The sequence below is a fragment of the Dactylosporangium siamense genome, assembly GCF_016862795.1.
Classification (GTDB): Bacteria; Actinomycetota; Actinomycetes; order Mycobacteriales; family Micromonosporaceae; genus Dactylosporangium; species Dactylosporangium siamense.
This window is the reverse complement of record NZ_BONQ01000129.1, coordinates 158842-176154: the sequence shown is the minus strand read 5'-3', so window position 1 is coordinate 176154 and position 17313 is coordinate 158842. Positions and strand designations below refer to the sequence as shown.

At 72.0% G+C, this 17313-nt stretch carries 15 protein-coding genes; 9 read left to right on the top strand and 6 right to left on the bottom strand.

Annotated features, from left to right (window positions below; all coding sequences use genetic code 11):
• Nucleotides 1-9: 9 nt before the first annotated feature.
• Nucleotides 10-726, bottom strand: coding sequence for a septum formation family protein (locus tag Dsi01nite_RS42140; protein WP_203852025.1), 717 nt, complete (start codon nucleotides 724-726; stop codon nucleotides 10-12).
• A gap of 68 nt (nucleotides 727-794) precedes the next feature.
• Here Dsi01nite_RS42140 and Dsi01nite_RS42135 point away from each other — a divergent pair, with 68 nt between their 5' ends.
• From Dsi01nite_RS42135 to Dsi01nite_RS42105, 7 genes are all read left to right on the top strand, one after another.
• Nucleotides 795-1343 (top strand): hypothetical protein, encoded by a 549-nt coding sequence (locus Dsi01nite_RS42135; RefSeq protein WP_203852024.1) that lies wholly within the window; start codon nucleotides 795-797, stop codon nucleotides 1341-1343.
• Between the two features lie 40 nt (nucleotides 1344-1383).
• Nucleotides 1384-3033 (top strand): FAD-dependent oxidoreductase, encoded by a 1650-nt coding sequence (locus Dsi01nite_RS42130; RefSeq protein ID WP_203852023.1) that lies wholly within the window; start codon nucleotides 1384-1386, stop codon nucleotides 3031-3033.
• 6 nt (nucleotides 3034-3039) lie between these two features.
• Complete coding sequence (locus tag Dsi01nite_RS42125) at nucleotides 3040-3480, top strand: VOC family protein (protein WP_203852022.1); 441 nt, start codon at nucleotides 3040-3042, stop codon at nucleotides 3478-3480.
• A gap of 26 nt (nucleotides 3481-3506) precedes the next feature.
• A complete protein-coding gene (locus tag Dsi01nite_RS42120; RefSeq protein ID WP_203852021.1) occupies nucleotides 3507-4103 on the top strand; it encodes a GNAT family N-acetyltransferase in 597 nt (198 codons plus the stop codon).
• A gap of 70 nt (nucleotides 4104-4173) precedes the next feature.
• The gene (locus tag Dsi01nite_RS58530; protein WP_203852020.1) at nucleotides 4174-6582 is read left to right on the top strand and encodes a family 20 glycosylhydrolase; all 2409 of its coding nucleotides are present in this window, start codon (nucleotides 4174-4176) and stop codon (nucleotides 6580-6582) included.
• Nucleotides 6583-6713: 131 nt separating this feature from the next.
• A complete protein-coding gene (locus tag Dsi01nite_RS42110) occupies nucleotides 6714-7823 on the top strand; it encodes a hypothetical protein (RefSeq protein WP_203852019.1) in 1110 nt (369 codons plus the stop codon).
• 132 nt (nucleotides 7824-7955) lie between these two features.
• Nucleotides 7956-9068 carry an amidohydrolase family protein gene (locus tag Dsi01nite_RS42105; RefSeq protein WP_203852018.1) on the top strand — a complete coding sequence of 371 codons (1113 nt, stop codon included), beginning with the start codon at nucleotides 7956-7958 and terminating at the stop codon, nucleotides 9066-9068.
• Nucleotides 9069-9105: 37 nt separating this feature from the next.
• Here Dsi01nite_RS42105 and Dsi01nite_RS42100 read toward each other — a convergent pair whose 3' ends face one another.
• The 5 genes from Dsi01nite_RS42100 to Dsi01nite_RS42080 all read right to left on the bottom strand — a co-directional run bounded on the left by Dsi01nite_RS42100 (nucleotide 9106) and on the right by Dsi01nite_RS42080 (nucleotide 14843).
• Nucleotides 9106-10899 carry a hypothetical protein gene (locus tag Dsi01nite_RS42100; RefSeq protein ID WP_203852017.1) on the bottom strand — a complete coding sequence of 598 codons (1794 nt, stop codon included), beginning with the start codon at nucleotides 10897-10899 and terminating at the stop codon, nucleotides 9106-9108.
• 66 nt (nucleotides 10900-10965) lie between these two features.
• Nucleotides 10966-11559 carry a hypothetical protein gene (locus Dsi01nite_RS42095; RefSeq protein ID WP_203852016.1) on the bottom strand — a complete coding sequence of 198 codons (594 nt, stop codon included), beginning with the start codon at nucleotides 11557-11559 and terminating at the stop codon, nucleotides 10966-10968.
• A gap of 48 nt (nucleotides 11560-11607) precedes the next feature.
• Complete coding sequence (locus Dsi01nite_RS42090) at nucleotides 11608-13290, bottom strand: substrate-binding domain-containing protein (RefSeq protein ID WP_239136575.1); 1683 nt, start codon at nucleotides 13288-13290, stop codon at nucleotides 11608-11610.
• A 146-nt stretch (nucleotides 13291-13436) separates the two neighbouring features.
• Nucleotides 13437-14075, bottom strand: a complete 639-nt coding sequence (locus tag Dsi01nite_RS42085; RefSeq protein ID WP_203852014.1) for a DUF4241 domain-containing protein — start codon at nucleotides 14073-14075, stop codon at nucleotides 13437-13439.
• Nucleotides 14076-14108: 33 nt separating this feature from the next.
• Nucleotides 14109-14843 carry a class I SAM-dependent methyltransferase gene (locus Dsi01nite_RS42080; RefSeq protein ID WP_203852013.1) on the bottom strand — a complete coding sequence of 245 codons (735 nt, stop codon included), beginning with the start codon at nucleotides 14841-14843 and terminating at the stop codon, nucleotides 14109-14111.
• A gap of 32 nt (nucleotides 14844-14875) precedes the next feature.
• On the opposite strand from Dsi01nite_RS42080, the gene Dsi01nite_RS42075 reads away from it, so the two are divergent.
• Both Dsi01nite_RS42075 and Dsi01nite_RS42070 read left to right on the top strand, forming a co-directional pair.
• Complete coding sequence (locus tag Dsi01nite_RS42075; RefSeq protein WP_203852012.1) at nucleotides 14876-15988, top strand: SMI1/KNR4 family protein; 1113 nt, start codon at nucleotides 14876-14878, stop codon at nucleotides 15986-15988.
• A 55-nt stretch (nucleotides 15989-16043) separates the two neighbouring features.
• Nucleotides 16044-17246, top strand: a complete 1203-nt coding sequence (locus Dsi01nite_RS42070) for a hypothetical protein (protein ID WP_203852011.1) — start codon at nucleotides 16044-16046, stop codon at nucleotides 17244-17246.
• Nucleotides 17247-17313 lie beyond the last annotated feature (67 nt).

The window sequence follows — 17313 nt, the reverse complement described above, 5'->3', positions numbered from 1 at the left end:
AGACGCGCCTCAGCCTGGGAGCGGTCCGGTCCGGAGGCCCTTGACCGAGCCGGTCAGGACGTCCTTGCCGGATGCCGCCGCCACGACACACCCGGTCCGCTCACCGTCGCGCGGCGTGGTCAGCCAGTGCGACCGCAGCTCCTCGCGGGTCGCGAACTCCTCAGCGCTCAGCCCGAGATAGGTCGCGGCCGCCCGCTGGCAGCTGGTGTCGTGATCGCCGCCGTCGACGGTGGACCCGACGTACTCCGCCGAGTGGGGCTCGGCGCAGGTCAGGTACTTCAGGACGCCATCGGCGTAACGGCCGCAGGTGATCGCCATCGGCCGGTCCCCGCTCATCGTGCCCTGCAGGCTTCCGGTGTGCGGCGCGTCGGTGCCGTCGGAGTCACTGACGACGATCAGTGCGCACGCCATCGAGGTGAAGTCCTTCCGCACGTAGTTGAGCAGGCGCAGCTCGATCCGGGCGTCCGCGAGCGGCCCGCCGAGGAACTCCTCCGCCGACCGGTGGCAGCCCGCCTCGGCACCTTCGGGATAGAAGAAGTCGACGATCTCGGCCTGGTGCTCAACGGTGCACCGCGAGGACGCCAGCTCGTCGGCGTTGGGCACGGTCGCGACGCAGCCCTTCTCGCCGGACGCGTGATGCGTCGGGACGATGCGGCGGTACAGCGCGAAACCGCAACACGACAGCACGAGGGCCACGGCCACACCGATCGCGATCTTCATCTTCACGCGCGGAACATACCTCCCGCCGCCGCGGCGGTCTGCACGCACGTGGCCGGGCCGATACGCTCCGCGAGGTGGGTGACTGGTTTCAGACGATCGCGGACCTCGATGCCACCGCGGCGGAGGCGCCCCACCTGGCCGATGGCCTCGTGGCGTGGCTGGTGGCCGAGGGCATCGTGAGCGCCGAGCGCACCGACTGCGTGCTGAGCGCGGACGAGGGTCATCCGCCCGGCCCGCGCTGCACGGAGGCGTTCGACGGCGCCGACCACGGGCTGCCCTCCCTCGCCACCAACGGCCTGCACGCCTGGTCGGGCCGGACGGTGGTCCACCCGATCCAGGGCTCCGGCGAGGTCGGCTGCCCACACTGCGACAAAGACGAGCCGCTCGGCGCCGCGTTCTTCGAGGCGATCAACGCCTGGTACGCCCAGCGCCCGAGCGACACGGCCTGCCGGCACTGCGGCCGTACCATCGCGATCAATGACTGGCATTGGCCGGACGCTGCCTGGGCCTTCGCCGATCTGGGCCTGACCTTCTGGAACTGGCCGCCGCTGCGCGACGACTTCATCGCCGGTATCGGCCGCCGGCTGGGTCACCGGGTCCGGCTCGTCGCCGGCAAGCTCTGAACCGCGACCGGTGCATGTAGGGCGGCATTACCATTCCGGGGTGACCTCGACGACGCCCGTGCCGGATCAGCGGACCATCTACTCGTCCCGGCACAGGCACGGTGACGAGGCCGTGGCGTGGCCGGTGCTCAGCGAGCACGTGGTGGGCCTGCTGCGATCGGCTGGTGAGGTGCTGCATCCGGGCACGGGCGAGGTCCTGTGGGAGGCCGGCGACCCCTACGACCTGCACCTGGTGCTGACCGGCGCGGTGCTGCTCGTGGACCGTCGGGACGCCCGGGTCGTCTTCGTGGTCGAGGAGGGTGACTTCGTCGGCGAGCTGGGCATGTTGATGGGACAGCGCGCGTTCCTGCCCGGCATCGCCAGGGAAGGGACCACGTTGCTGCGCGTCCCGGTCGGCGAACTGCGCCGGCTGCTGGAGATGTCCGGGGAGGTCGGCGACGTCCTGCTCGCGGCGCTGGACGCGCGGCGGGGGCTCCTCACGCGGTTGGGCGAGGGCGGTCTGGTGCTGGCCGGGGACGACGACCGGGACCTGCACCGGCTTCGGGAGTTCGCGGAGCGCAACCAGATCCCGTACCGCACCGTGCTGCGCCGCGACGCGGGGGCGTGGGCGGAGCTTGCGGCGACCTGCGATCTGCCCGCGGCGGGTGCGGCCGTCGTCACGGGAGATCTGCGGGTGTTGACCGCCCCGACCACCCGGGACCTGGCGGCCGCGCTGGGGATCGACCTGTGGAGCGTGTCCGACGGGTCGCATTGCGATGTGCTGGTGGTGGGCGCCGGCCCGGCGGGGTTGGCCGCGGCCGTGTACGGCGCCTCGGAAGGGTTGGACGTCGTCGTCGTCGAGGACGTCGCGATCGGCGGGCAGGCGGGCAGCTCGTCGCGGATCGAGAACTACCTCGGCTTTCCCAGCGGTGTGTCCGGGATGGAGCTCGCGCGGCTGGCGATGTTGCAGGCGGTCAAGTTTGGCACCAGGTTGGCCGCACCCCGTGCGGTCACCGCTGTGGCGCGCGAGGCCGGGGGCGGGTTCCGCGTCCGGCTCGACGACGAGCTCGACGTCCTGGCCTCGGCCGTGGTCGTCGCCAGCGGTGTGCGCTACCGGCGCCTGGGCCTGCCCGGCATTGCCGACCTGGAAGGGCGCGGCGTGTACTACTCGGCAGGTCAGCTCGAGGCTCCGCTGGTGGCCGGGCGCAACGCCGTGGTGGTCGGCGGGGCGAACTCGGCGGGCCAGGCGGCCCTGTTCCTCGCCCGGCAGGCGGGTCATGTGCACGTCCTGATCCGCCGCGAGGACCCGAGCAGCACCATGTCCAACTACCTCCTCCAGCGCCTCGCTCACCACGAACGCGTCACCATCCACTCGCGGTCCGAGCTGTCCGCGGTGCACGGCACCGACCGGCTCACCGGCGTGACCTGGCGCGACCACGCCCAGGACCGTGACGTGCACCTCGACGCGGCCGCCGTGTTCATCCTGATCGGTGCGGAACCCTGCACGACCGCCCTCCCGGACGCGGGAGTCGAACTGGATGACAAGGGCTTCGTGATGACCCGTGACGGCTACGCGACCTCGGTGCCCGGCCTGTTCGCCGTCGGCGACGTGCGCGCCGATTCCGTCAAACGCGTGGCGTCGGCGGTGGGAGAGGGATCCGTGGTGGTGTCCGCGGTCCATGCCTATCTCGCCGGACTCGACGTGACATGATGGGCCGTGTCCCACATCCAGCGCTTCGACCACGTCGGCATCACCGTCGCCGACCTTGACTCCGTCATCGACTTCTTCGTCACGCTGGGTCTCGAGGTCGAGGGGCGAATGTTCATCGAGGGCGAGTTCCTCGACACCGTCATCGGCATCTCCGGCTCACGCACCGAGATCGCGATGCTGAGGTCGCCCGACGGCGGCACCGCCATCGAACTGTCCAGCTTCGCGCGACCGGAGCACCTCCCCGGATCCCCCGGGGCGATGGCCAACGAGCTCGGCATTCGCAACGTCGCATTCGAGGTCGCCGATCTGCAGGCGGCCGTCGACGCCGTCGGCGCCGTCGGCTACGACCTGGTCGGCGCCATCGGCCAGTACGAGAACGCCTGGAAGATGGCCTACGTCCGCGGCCCGGAAGGCATCATCGTCTCCCTCGCGCAACGCATCGGTTGACGGCCCCGACCGGTAGCGTCCCAGCCATGCCGTTGACCCCTGCATTGACGGTCCTCGAAGGCCGTTTCGTCCGCCTCGAGCCCCTCACCCGGTCCCATGTCCCGGACCTGTTCGCGGCGGGCGGCCGCGACGACGAGGTCTGGCGCTGGCTGAGCGCGCCGACTCCCCGCACCGAATCGGACCTGCACGACATCGTTGCCGGCCGCCTCAAGGACGTCGCCGACGGGAAGCGGGTCGCGTTCGCCGTCGTGGGCCGTGCGGCGGGTGCGGCGATCGGCATCACGAATCTGCACAGCTGGCACGGCGCCGACGGCAGTATCGAGATCGGCGGGACCTGGTTCGGCCGCGCGTGGTGGCGTACCGCGGCGAACACCGAAACCAAGCTCCTGACGATGACCTACGCCTTCGACACGCTCGGCTATGAAGCCGTCGTCTGGCGCATCGGTTCGGGGAACCTCCGCTCGCGCGCGGCGATCACGCGGATCGGCGCCACCCTGATCAGCCCCGAACCGGAGACCGCCGAGCCGAGCCTGCTCCGGTACACGATCCGCCAGGACGACTGGCCGGCGACGAAGGCCCGCCTGTCCGAACGCCTGGAGCCCGGAACGAGCCGACTCCCTTGACACTTTCCCGCGTGGGACATAGCGTGCCGTCAAACTAGCAGGAAACTTAACAGTTTCGCTGGAGGATGCCGTGCACCGTTCCCCGCGCAACCTGCCGCTCGCGTCCGCGGTGGCCGTCGCGATCGCCGCCACCGGCACCGCCTGGCTCCTGGGGGCCTCCCCCGCCAGCGCCGCGGTGAGCCTCTCCGACGTCGTACCCGCACCGGTGTCGGCGCAGCCCGCCGCCGGTGTGACCTACACGCTGCCGTCGAGCGCCGCGATCCAGACCGCGGCCGGCGCCACCGACGTCGGCGACTACCTCGCCGGCATCCTCCGCCCGTCGACCGGCTACGCGCTGCCGGTCTCCACCACGACCGGCACGCCGACGAGCGGCATCGCGCTGCTGCTGTCCGGCGCCGACCCGAGCGTGGGCGCCGAGGGCTACCAGCTCGACGTGACCGCCGCCGCCGTCACGCTCCGCGCGCAGACCGCGGCCGGGCTGTTCCACGGCGTGCAGACGCTGCGGCAGCTGCTACCGGTGACGATCGAGGCGAAGACCGTCCAGAGTGGACCGTGGACGGTCACCGGCGGCCGGATCGTCGACTACCCGCGATATGGGTACCGCGGCGCGATGCTCGACGTGTCGCGGCACTTCTTCGCCCCCGCAGTGGTGAAGCGGTACATCGACGACATCGCACAATACAAGATCAATACCCTGCACCTACACCTGTCCGACGACCAGGGTTGGCGCATCGTCATCGACGCCTGGCCGCAGCTGACCACCATCGGCGGCAGCACGCAGGTGGGCGGCGGCGCGGGCGGGTACTACACCAAGGCGCAGTACTCCGACCTGGTCGCCTACGCGGCGTCGCGGCAGATCACCATCGTGCCCGAGATCGACATGCCCGGGCACACCAACGCCGCGCTCGCCTCCTACGCGCAGCTCAACTGCAACAACACCGCCCCGCCGCTGTACACCGGCACCAGCGTCGGCTTCAGCTCGCTGTGCGTCAGCAAGGAGGTCACGTACACCTTCGTGCAGCAGGTGCTCAACGAGCTCGCCGCCCTCACCCCCGGGCCGTACCTGCACATCGGCGGCGACGAGGCGTCGAGCACACCGGCGGCGGACTACGCCACGTTCATGAACCGCGTGCAGCCGTTCGTCGGCGCGGCCGGCAAGACCGTCATCGGCTGGCACCAGCTCGGGCAGGCCAACCACACGGCGAACCGGGTCGCGCAGTACTGGGGAACGTCCACATCGGACGCGGACCTGGTCGCGGCGGTGAGCAAGGGCGACAAGATCCTGCTGTCGCCGGCGAACAAGGCCTACATCGACATGAAGTACACCAACTCGACCCCGATCGGCAACACGTGGGCCGGCCTGATCGAGGTGCAGACCGCCTACAACTGGGACCCGGGCGCCTACCTCTCCGGGGTGCCGGCCAGTGCGATCATCGGCGTCGAGGCGCCGCTGTGGACCGAGACGGTCACCACGCAGGCCGACATCGAGTTCATGGCGTTCCCGCGCCTGCCGGCGCTCGCCGAGCTGGCGTGGTCGCCGCAGTCGGCGCGCAACTGGGACACGTTCAAGGTGCGGCTCGGCGCGCAGGGTCCACGGTGGACGGTGCAGGGGATCAACTTCTACGCCTCGCCGCAGGTCCCGTGGAGCACGTCGCAGCCGACCCGCAGCGCGTACACCCAGATCCAGGCCGAGAGCTACAACGCCCAGACCGGGACGCAGACCGAGACCACCACCGACACCGGCGGCGGCCAGAGCGTCGGCTACATCACGCCCGGTGACACGCTCGCCTACGACCTCGACTTCGGCACGGCGTCGCCGGCCTCGGTCACGACCCGGGTGGCCTCCGGCGCGTCCAGCGGCACCATCCAGTACCGCCTGGACTCCGCCACCGGCCCGATCATCGCCAGCGTCCCGGTCACCTCCACCGGCGGCTGGCAGACCTGGACCAGCACCACGACCAACCTGACCGGCGCGGCCACCGGCGTGCACCGGCTGTACCTCACCTTCACCGGCACCGCGGGCACCGACTTCGTCAACCTCAACTGGCTGCAGTTCACCGCCGGAGCCGGACTGCCCAACGCGTACAGCGTCCGGCAGGCGGAGAGCTTCAGCAGCCAGTCCGGCACCCAGACCGAGACCACCACCGACACCGGCGGCGGCCAGAACGTCGGCTACATCACGCCCGGCGACTGGCTCGGCTACGCGGGCGTCGACTTCGGCACCCCGACCGCGGTGTCGGTGACCACGCGGGTGGCCTCGGGCGCGTCCAGCGGCACCATCCAGTACCGCCTGGACTCCACCACCGGCCCGATCATCGCCAGCGTCCCGGTCACCTCCACCGGCGGCTGGCAGGCCTGGACCAGCACCACCACCAACCTGACCGGCGCGGCCACCGGCGTCCACACGGTGTACCTCACCTTCACCGGCACCGCGGGCACCGACTTCGCCAACCTCAACTGGTTCCGGTTCAACCGGTAACGTCCGTCGCAAGCACCTCGAGGCCGGCGGCATGCATGCCGCCGGCCTCCGGTGCGTCCGGTCGCTGACCGCGTGATCAGACGAGGGGCAGGACCGCGCGCCCGCCGGCGTAGATGACTCATACTCCTTCGGTGCGACACGAGGACGCTCTGGCCCAGACCGACTGGTCGGCGGTCGAGCATGCGTGCGGCGTGACGCCGGAGGTGCCAGAGATCCTTTCAGCCTTGCTGAGCGACGACGCCGCACGCCGAGCCGATGCCCTCCGGGACCTCTACCAGCTCGTTCACCATCAGGACACGATCTACAGTGCGACACCGCCTGCGGTGGACTTCGTGCTTGCGGTGCTCGAAGACCCACGCACGCTTCTTGCGGTGTCGACCGACCCGGGCAGCGGCGCCGGCACGGTCCCGCTGCGGGCCGCGTTGCTGGACTGGTTGACCTCGGTCATGGAAGCTGCGGCGGACGGGTTCGAGGCGGGCGACGCTGCGGACGTTGCCGCGTGCCGCGCTGCCCGTCCCGATGTCTACCGCGCCGCCTGGGCAATGCGCACAGATCCCGATCCAGCGGTTGTCTCCGCGGCGCTGGGCACGCTCCCCTGTCTCCTGGACGCGCCAGAGCTCGTACACCACCGACCTGACGTGGCGGCGTGGCTGCGTGACCATGGTCTGGCCCGCTCCGACCGGCGCACCCGGGTGCTGGCGGTCATGACCCTCACCTCGTGGGGGTATGACACCACGCGGGTCCTGCGCCACGATCAGGATGCTGTGGTGCGGGCGGCTGCCGCGCTCTCACCCGCGCTCGCGGCCGATCCCGACGGCACCCGGGCAATACTCGAGGTGCTGTCGACACCCCCTGATGCCGCGTGGTGCCAGCAGGTCTTCCCGCACTTCGGGCGGCTCTTCCCGTTCAAGCTGCTGCCCGCGGCCGTTGACCGGGCGACGCTTGACGAACTGGTCGCGGCCCTGGACGTGCTCCTGGCCGTCCCGCCCGACGGCACGTACTACGGCGACTGGGGCACGCGGCTGCGCGCGAAGGCGTTCCCGGACGGCTTCCCGCCCCCGCAGCCTGCCAGCCCGGCCCAGCGTGCGCTGCTGGATCTGATCGCACGGCACTGCTTCGGGCCGGCCGCCCCGCCCGTCTGGTTCGGCAGCGATGTCCGGGCGGCGCTGAGCGAGCTCGTCCCCGGCGGTGCGGTCCTCCTCCGCGCGGCAGCCGCACGCTCTGGGACGGTGCTCCCCTGACCGGCGGGCAGGTCGCCGGCACCGCACCTGGGATGGCGCCGGAACGCGGTGTGGCGATCTGCCCTGAGGCGTCGTCGCAGTTCCTGCGCCGACGGGGTGTTCATCGGTGCGGAAGTGGGCAGTTGCAGGCGTATGAGGACTGCACTGCGTAACGTCCGCGTGTTCGACGGCAGGCAACTTCTCCGGCCCGGCACGGTGTTGCTCGACGGCGACCGCATCGGATCCGACCCCGAGGGGGTCACGGCCGTCGTCGACGGCGCGGGGGCGGTGCTCCTGCCCGGGCTGACCGATGCCCACCTGCACCTCAACGGGCGGTCCGCGCTCGAACGGCTGGTGCGCTTCGGGGTGACCACCGCCCTGGACATGGCCAGCGCCCCGCCGGAGTTCATCGACTCGTTGCGCGCGGTCCGGGGGCTCACCGACATCCGCAGCGCCGGCACCGCCGCGCTCGCTCCGGGCAGCGTCCACTCGCACATCCCGGAGATCGGCCGGCGCGGCCTGATCCGTTCCGCCGGCGAAGCGGAGCGGTTCGTGACCGAACGGTTCGCCGAGGGCTCCAACTACCTGAAGATTCTGATCAATCTGCCCGGGCCAGGCCCCGACCGGGCCACCGTCGACGCGCTCGTCGCCACCGCGCACAGGCTCGGGCGGCTCGTCGTGGCACACGCGTTGTCCTACGAGGCCGCGGAGGTGGCGCAGGCGGCCGGGGTCGACGCGCTCACCCACACGCCGCTGGACCGGCCACTGGACGACGCCGCGGCGGACCGGATGGCGGCCGCGGGCCGGACGCTGATCCCCACGCTCACCATGATGGAGGCGCTGACGGCGACGTCGACGCCCGCGCAGATGCTGGCGCAGTGGGCGACGCCCGGCGCGAGTTACGACAACGCGCGGGCGAGCGTCGCGGCGGCGTACCGGGCCGGTGTAGCGATCCTGGCCGGCACCGACACCAACACCGACGTCGAGTCCGCGGGGAACTTCAGCTTCGGCGACTCCCTGCACCACGAGCTGGAGCTGCTCGTCGACGCTGGTCTCAGCAACCTCGACGCGCTGCGCGCCGCGACGGTCCTGCCCGCCGAACGCTTCGGCCTCACCGACCGGGGCGCCGTCGCGCCCGGCCGCCGGGCCGACCTGGTCCTCGTCGACGGCGACCCGCTGCAGGACATCCGCGCCATCCGGTCGATCAGCCGCGTCTGGTGCGGCGGCGTCGAGCACACCCCTGCCCGCCTGGCCAGACAGTCGTAGCGACCAACTCCATGTCCGAGGCCCGGACAGTCGCGCGTCAGCCGATGACGAGCCGGGCCACCATCACCGTGTCCGCGCCGTCGGGTGTCGTGCTCAGCCCGAACGCCTTGAGCGGGATCCCGAACGCCTCGCCGCCGACGTGGAAGAGCGCGGCCGTCGCCTGCGGGTCCGCGCCGGTCATCGCGGTGCGGAACAGCGGGTCGTCGGCGAGGACGCCCGTCGCGCTGCCGGCGAACGGCCCGGTCCGCATGACGACGTGGGCGTCGCGAGCGGTGACCGTGACGTGGGACCACGCGGCAAGCTTGGCGGTGGCGGACTGGGTCTGTGCCGCCGCGGCGGCGTCGGCGAGCTCGAAGTCGACGAGCATGCCCGGCGGGTCCATGAAGGCGTTCGAGATACTCGGCTGAGGACCGGCGGTGGCGTAGGCGACGGACTTCGCGCCGGCGGCGGCCTGGGCGACCGCGTCGAGGTTGCGCTGGGCCTCGTGGGCCTCGATGGCAGGGCCGTCACTCACGTTCAGGAGGCCGCGCATGTCGCCCAGGTAGCCCGTGTAGATGGTGCCGTAACCGGGGACCATTGAGGCCGTGCCGATGGACTCCGCGTCGCTGGGCAGCGGCGGCAGGCCGGCCCCGTCGAGCAGGCCTTGCATCGAGGAGACCGCAGCGGGAAACAGGATCCACGTCGGGTTGGCGCCGAGGTAGCCGAGGTTGCCGGGCACGACGCCCGCTGCGGTCACGCCGGCGGGCAGCTGACCGAGGCGGCCGGCCGCGGCGGGGGGCCCGGCGGCGAAGTACGGCAGGTCGTGCGCGCCGATGAGGCGGCCCCGCACCTCGATGCCGCCGCCCTCCGCGCGGGCGCCGACGAGGAGCCGGCCGTTGGCGGCGGGCAGCGGATGCTTCGGGTCGTTGAAGAGCCGGGGCAGGCCGACGTCGTCGGCGTCGAGTCCGTAGGAACGCACGTCGCGACCGAAGTCGAACCACCCGAGCACCGGCAGGTCCTCGGGCATACCGGCGCGGGCACCGGCGAACACCGGGTCCGCCGCGAGGGACGGGGCCTTCGCGGCCGCATCGGCGACAGCCTGGGACCCCTTCCCGGCGAACGCGATCAGCGCGTAGTCGTCACGGATGACGATGCCGGCCGCGTCGGGGCCCTTCGCGCGCACGGTGGAGAGGGCCTTGTCCTTGTCCTTCAGCAGCGTGACGAGGAGCGTCGCGGGACCGGAGGGGGACGTCCAGCGCGCGATCCCGAAACGGTCGCCGAGCCAGGGGGCGGCCTCGTCGAGGGTGATCGACGCACCGGACCCGGCAAGCAGGGCCCGCTGGACGCCGGTGAAGGAGTTGCGGGCGCCGGACGCCTTGCCCAGCAGGCCGTCGAACGCCAGCCGCTGCTGCACGCCCGGCCGCAGGTCGAACCGTGCGAACGACGCCACGTCGGCGGGCACCACCTGCTCCGGCAGCATCCCGGACGGCTTCTCCCAGTTCTGGGTCGCCGCGAAGGCACCGCCGCCAGCGAAAGCGGCGAGGACCATGACGGCGGCAACCACCGCTGCGGTACGGCGACGGCGCCGCGAACCATCCACCGTGGCCAGGCTCAACGGCTGCTCGGTGCCCACTCCAGCGAGGGCGACCGGATCGCTCGCGACGGCGGCCTCTACCTCACCGACCGGGTCGCTCTCGGCCACCGGCGCGGCCGGCTCGACGGCATCGGGCCGCGCGGCGGGACCCGACGGCTCGGAAGGAGCAGAGACCGCGGACGGACGGTCGACCCTGACCTCAGGATCGGCACCCCGGTCGCTCTCGGTGGACGATGCAGTCTCGCTGTGCTCGGACAAAGACGAACCCCCGCTAGATGTGGACGCGCGCATCGTAGCGGGGCTGTTGATCCAGGTGCTCCCGGACTACCCGCGCGGTGCCGATCGCATGATCTCGTGGACGGCTGCGGTGAGTCTTGCCCGCACGTCGTCGGAGCTCCAGGCCCGCTTGGACATGGCGTGGAAGCGCAGCTCGACGTAGAGGTTGCCGGTGACGCAGGCGAGCTTCGCATCCACCAGGCCGCCGCCCTCCAGGAGCCGCCGGGTGAAGAACGCCGCGTCGCCGAGATCGGCGATGACGTCGCCGACGAAGCCGTCCCGGTTGCCGAAGTCCGCACCCGCTCTGTTGTACAGCTCCACGGCGTCCTCGACGGCGACGAACACCCGGAGTTCGTTCTCGCCCAGCTCGCCCGCGAGCGAGATGGTGCAGGTGTATCCCAGCTGTTGCCTGCCGCTGACCGGGCCGGCCTGCTCACCCATGTCGCCGATGATCAGGGCGCAGACGTCCTTCGGCTGGCTGTAGTCGCCCTGCGCGGCAATCCCGGGCAGGCTGTCACGGAACACGTAGACGGCCACGACCCCGGCCACGCCGGTGCACAGCACCGCGACCAGGCCGATGATGCCGATGATGAGGCCTGCGCGCGGGCCTCGCCGTTGCGGCCCAGGGAGCGGTGCGGTCATGATCACGGAGTATCGCGGCCGGCTTCCCGCAAGGCAACCAGGTGAGCGTTACGGGCTGATCAGCGTGAGCGTGAGTGTGCTGGTGTAGGTGCCGGTCGGGGCGGTGTCCGGGATCCACAGCGCCATCGCCGCCGACACGTTCTGGGTGCCCAGGCCGCTGCCGGCGGGGGCGCTGGCGAGGGTGTTGCCGGGATCGGCGAGTCCGTTGCTGGTGGCCACCTGCATGCGTGGGATGACGACGGGTCCGGCGGCGGGGGTGCCTTCGGCGTCGCTCGTGGAGGTGACGAGTTCGGGTATCCAGCCGAGGTTGGCGCCGGAGACGGTGGTCGCGCCGGCGACGAAGTCGGTTGCCTGGCCGGTGAGTGTCCAGCCGGGCTGGTCGGGTCGGGTGTCGGAGACGGCGATGCCGGTGAGGTTGCCGGTGAACACCCAGGCGTGGCGGTGTCCGGTCGGGTCGGTGGCCTGCGCGGGGTGGCCACCGGGCGCACCGGGATCGGTCTGCAGCAGGTGCACGGCGGTGCCACCGGCCACCTGCAGCGCGACCGCGCCCTGGTAGGGGGCCGTCTGGTTGTCCCCGTTGATGAGCACTCCGGCCGTGACCGGGCAGGACGTGGCGCTGGCCAGGTCGACCGCCGGATCGGCGTCCCGGAGCCGGCGGATCTGGTCGAATCCGGCCCGCACCAGGTTCTCCGGCAGGTGCGCGTAGCCCTGCACATCCAGGGTGCGCTGGCCGTCGCAGAGCCCGTACGCCAGGAAGTCGGCGAGCGTCTGACGCTTACTGGTGTTCATCCGGCTGTCCTGGTTGTTGGTGCCGGTCGGGATGATCGCGTACGAGTACGACGACAGTGGGTACGCCCGTGGGTCCGGCGCGGTGTAGACCTGGCTCAGGTTGGCCGTGAGGTAGGTGGGCGAGCTGGGGTCGACATCGATCGTGGCGCGGGTCAGCGCGGCCGTGACGTTGTCGTCCGTCGGCGCGGTGAACTGGCCGGCCGCGTTCTGCAGGTTCGCGACGGGGTAGTTCGCGGCCAGGGCGTAGGAGTACTCGTCGTAGCCGATCGCGCCGTTGCTGGAGGCGGCGCTGACGGCGTTCATCACGCCGTCCGAGCCGTTCCGGGCGATCATCCGGCCCTGGACCGGCGGGAAGTACGAGGTCGCCCGCGACAGGCCGGAGAACGCGCTCCAGTCCGCCGGGAACTGACCGGCCAGGTACGCCGTGAGCTGCCACGTCGCGCCGGAGCCCTCCGCGTGCACGACCGGGATGATGTCCAGCGACGGCAGCACCCGACCGCCGTTGTCGGCGGTGACGGCGGGGTCGTTCCAGTTGGTGATCTGGTTCGTGAAGATCTTGGCGAGGGTCCGTCCGGAGAGCCGCAGGTCGCGCACCAGCGTGCCGTTGACGCGGATCTGGTACGGCAACGACGTGCCGCCCGCCACGATCGGCAGGTACGCGAAGGGCCGGCCCTGGCTCGAGTCAATCTGACCGGTCACCGGATCGGTGCCCTGGAACGGGATGTCGCTGACCGCGAAGTCCACCGCGGCCGCCGCGAAGTCCTTGCGCCCCGTCGACGAGCCGGTCGCCGTGTAGTCGACCTGAAGCCCCTGCCGGGCGCTGTCGGCGACCCACTGGTTGATCCCGTTCGCGGCCCACGAGGAGCCCGTTGCCTGGATGCGGGCGTGGTTCGCGGCCCACGCCGGTGGGCTCGCCGCGCCGCCCGCCGCCACCAGCACCATCGTCACGACACCTGTAACCAGCCGCCTGCGACCCATGTGGTCCCCCTCCACCTCAGAAGGGATTGGACCGGGATCGCGCGTCGGGATCGCGCCCCGGCGGCGAACGCCCGGCGAACGCCGGACACCGGCTGCCGGCGAGACGCCCGTCAGGGTGGGGGCGGCACCACGCGGAAGTCCGTGACGAACGCCGTGATCCGCCCGTCGTCCGTGCGGCCGACGTAGGTCGCGTACCTGCCGTCACCCCACCCGGCACCGACGACGTACACGTTGGCACCGGTCGGCTCGTCGACGACCGCGGCAACGACGGCTTCGATCGGGTCCTCCGGGACCTGCGCCGGGATGAACGCCTCGTCCAGCTGGTCGTAGTCCCATTCGTTCACCGCGTCGATCGCGACCTGGTCGGCCAGCGTCGCAGTACCGGCGCCGACCGCGTAACCGAAGAAGTCGTCGTCGCCGAGCGAGGCCGGATCCTGACCCGGCAGCAGCGCCATGGTCCACGACGCGGTCGGCGCGTCCGCCACCACCAGTTGCAGCGCGGCGATCCGGCGATCCTCGGTGCCGTCCCGGCGCACCACCGCAACCCAGGCCCTCAACGCGTAGCGGCCCGGCGCCACCTCCTCGACGAACGGCGTCGTGTGCGGGATCAGCGGGTCGCAGCCCACGACCCGGCCGGTCGGCAGGACCACCGCACCGAGATCGACGGGCTCGACGACATAGGCGATCCCGTCACGCTCCACGCGGTACCCAGCGGTCAGCAACACACGCAGATCCGGCACGTACGGCACGCGGACAGCGTACCGGCGGAAGATCGACTGAGGTCAGACCGGTGCGTGGCTCAGCGTTGCGACGTATCCCGGGACGACGACGGTCAGGTCGCCGGCCGCGAAGAGCGGGGCCAGCGTGTCCCGGCACCAGTCACGGGCCTCCACGGCGCTGTCGACGTTGACGCCGCTGACGGTGTACCGCAGATAGTCCTCGAAGGTCGTCGGCAGGTGGAGCTCGATCCCGGTGTGGTCCAGCAGGCGCAGTCCGCAGGCAGCCAGGGGCAACTCGCGCGGGTCGAGCGGCCGCCAGCCGGCGGGCCAGGGGAACCGCTGCTCGAAGGCGGCGAACCAGTCCGCCAGCGCGTCGCCGCTCGCCGAGCGCCGGCCCTCGGAGAAGTCGTACAGCAGGAATGTCCCGCCGGGTGCCAGCACCCGCGCTATCTCGCGCAGCGCCGGCGGGAGGTCGGCGTAGTTGAGCGAGCCCGCCGCCGTGACCAGGTCGAACACGCCCGTCCCGAACGGCAGCTGCTCGGCCGTGCCGACGACGAACCGGGCCCGCGGCGCGACGGTCCCGCTGTGGGCGAGCATCGCCGGGACGGGCTCCAGCCCGATCACGTGCTGGGCAACCGATGCCAGCGCGGCGGTGGACAGGCCCGCCCCGCATCCGACGTCGAGCGCCCGGTGGGCGGGGCGGTCGAGGCGGGCTGCTCGCAGGATGTGCTGGTGGACCGGCGGCCGGTCGAACGCGTACGCGGCCGCGAGCCGCTCGCTGTCGTAGACACTCGCCACCGCGACGCCTCCCCTACGTCGTAGGGTACGGCGTGACCTCGATCGAGCGGCCCCGCACGGCCGAGCAATGGCGGGCGTACCTTGCCGGTTACAGCGCAGACTTCCTCCGCGTCGCCGACCCCGAGCGGCTGGAAGGGCTCGGGGAGGAGCGGCGGGCCGGTGGGTGGCTCGGGTTCGCCGGGGCGGGCGAGGACGCGCTCGCCGCTGTCGAGGCGCGGCTCGGGGTGACGCTCCCGCCGGGGTACCGGGCGTTTCTCGCGGCGTCCGACGGGTGGCTCGAGCCGGGGCCGTTCGTGTGGACGATGCGGACCACTGCCGACGTCGGGTGGCTGCGAGACCTCGAGCCCGACATGTGCGCCGTGGGTGACGAGGACGACGAGCTGATGGCGCGGGCGTTGCTGGTGTCCGCCGACGCGGACGCCTGCTACTGGCTGCTCGACCCCTCGGACGTCGACGGCGACGGCGAGTGGGCGGCGCACGTCTGGGCCTCGTGGTATCCGGGTCTCGGCGACCGGTACGACTCGTTCGCCGACCTGGTCGCGGCCGAGCGGGAGTCGTTCGAGGAGCTCAACGCCCGCGAGGGACGGGCGGTCGAGCCCGACGGTGCGGCCGCGCTCGTCGCCGAGGGGCGGCGGATGGCGCTGCTGGGCGAGGCCGAGGCGGCGGGCGAGCTGTTCGAGGCGGCGGCGCGCAAGGGTTCCGGAGCGGGCCAGTACCTGGCTGTCGTGGTCGCCGCGTTCCTGCGGCCCGATGTGCAGCACAGGATCCGCAACGACGTGCTCGCGCACCCGCACGTCATCGAGGCGGTCGGTGCCGGTCGGGTACGGGCTGAGCTCGCGCCGCTGTTCCTGCAGCGCGAGTCCGGCGCCTGGGCCCGGCGGATGGTCGACGAGGCACTCGGGGACGCCGGGGACGCGGTGGTCCCGCCGGAGCCGCCCGAGTTCGACCGGGCCCGCGACCTGGTGCGCCGGGGCGACCCCGAGTCGGCATGGGCGATCCTGGCCGAGGCGGTGCCTCGGTGGCACAGCGACGACCCGCTGCGCATCACGCCGTTGGAACTGCTCACCGATCCGGTGCTGGGTCCGCTCGTCACCCCGCAGCGGGCCGCCTGGATCGCCACCACCCCGAAAGGCGGTCACCAGTGATGAAGGAGCCTCAGGCGGAGGAACCCGGGACCGACGCCCAGGCCGGTCCAGCCTGATGCCGCTACCGACCGAGCTGCGAACCCGCCTGGAGGACCCGGACTTCTGGCGGGCCTACTGCTTCGACGTCGGCGCCGACGACGCAGCCGACGAAGACGAGGAGCCCGACGTCGAGGTCGTGCCGTTGGGCGCGGTGTTCCCGGTCGGTGGCGGCTACGCGCTCGTGCTCGACTTCGACACCGGGTTCGGCATCGTCCGCTTGGGGATGCGCACCCCGGACAGCGCGTCGACGTTGGAGCTCGGCTGGGACGACCAGGCACACTGGCATCCCGACGCGCTGCGCTGGACCGAGCTCGACCTGATCGCCCGCGCCGCCGCCGTCGTCGACCCCACGCTGCGGCATCCCGGCCCGGTCCTGGCCCTCGCCGCGCGGTTCGTCGTGCTCGACCACGGCGACGACCTGGACGCGATCACGCCGTTGATGGACGCCGCGTTCGGGTCGCCACCCCCGCCCCGCGTGGAGACCGACCCGATGACACCGACACTGCCCATCGACTTCGGCCCGCCGGTGCCGGTCGCGGTGTGGTGGCCCCGCACCCGGGCCTGGCTGCACCGGGTCGACGGGCGGCACAGCGGCGTGGCATGGCGCCAGGAGGCCGGGACCTGGACCGTCGACCAGGACGACTCGGTCGACGTGGACCGCTACCTGTACACCCTGCGCCGACCGGATGGCGAGTTTCCGTTCGCTGCCTGGCGGGACCTGCTGACCGCCGCCGAAACCACGCTCGCGACCGGTGACCTGCCCGCCGCGAGCGGTCCGGCCGAGCAGTGCTGGATCGACGAGGAGCGTGCCGGGCTGCCGCGCGGGTCCCTCGTCGCGGCACGCTTCGGCGTCAGCCCGCTGCGCGACTCCCGGCTGCACCGGCTCCGGCTCGAACTTCCCGTGGGAGGCCATGCCTATGCGGTGCGCGTCGACCTGCACCGGACGCTGCGCGAGGCCGACCTCGGCTGGGCGGAGACGAGTGGCTCGACGCCGGCGCCCGGAGGCGGGCAGGCCATGACCATCAGCATCGGCGTCGTCGACAGCGTCGAGGCCGGCGTCGCGCTGATCCAGCAGGTGCTGCGGCGGCACCGAACCGGCCCGGAAGCCCGGCTCACCTTCCATCGCGAGCCGATCCCGCTGGACCTCTTGGTACATTCCGCGGATGCCGATCAAGGCCAACTCCGGCGGCTCAGCGCTCCCGGCCGAAACGGCGGGTGACGTCGCGGCGCTGGTGGAGCTGCTCGGGCGGAGTACGTGCGGCACCCATCGGCAACCGCCGTCGTGT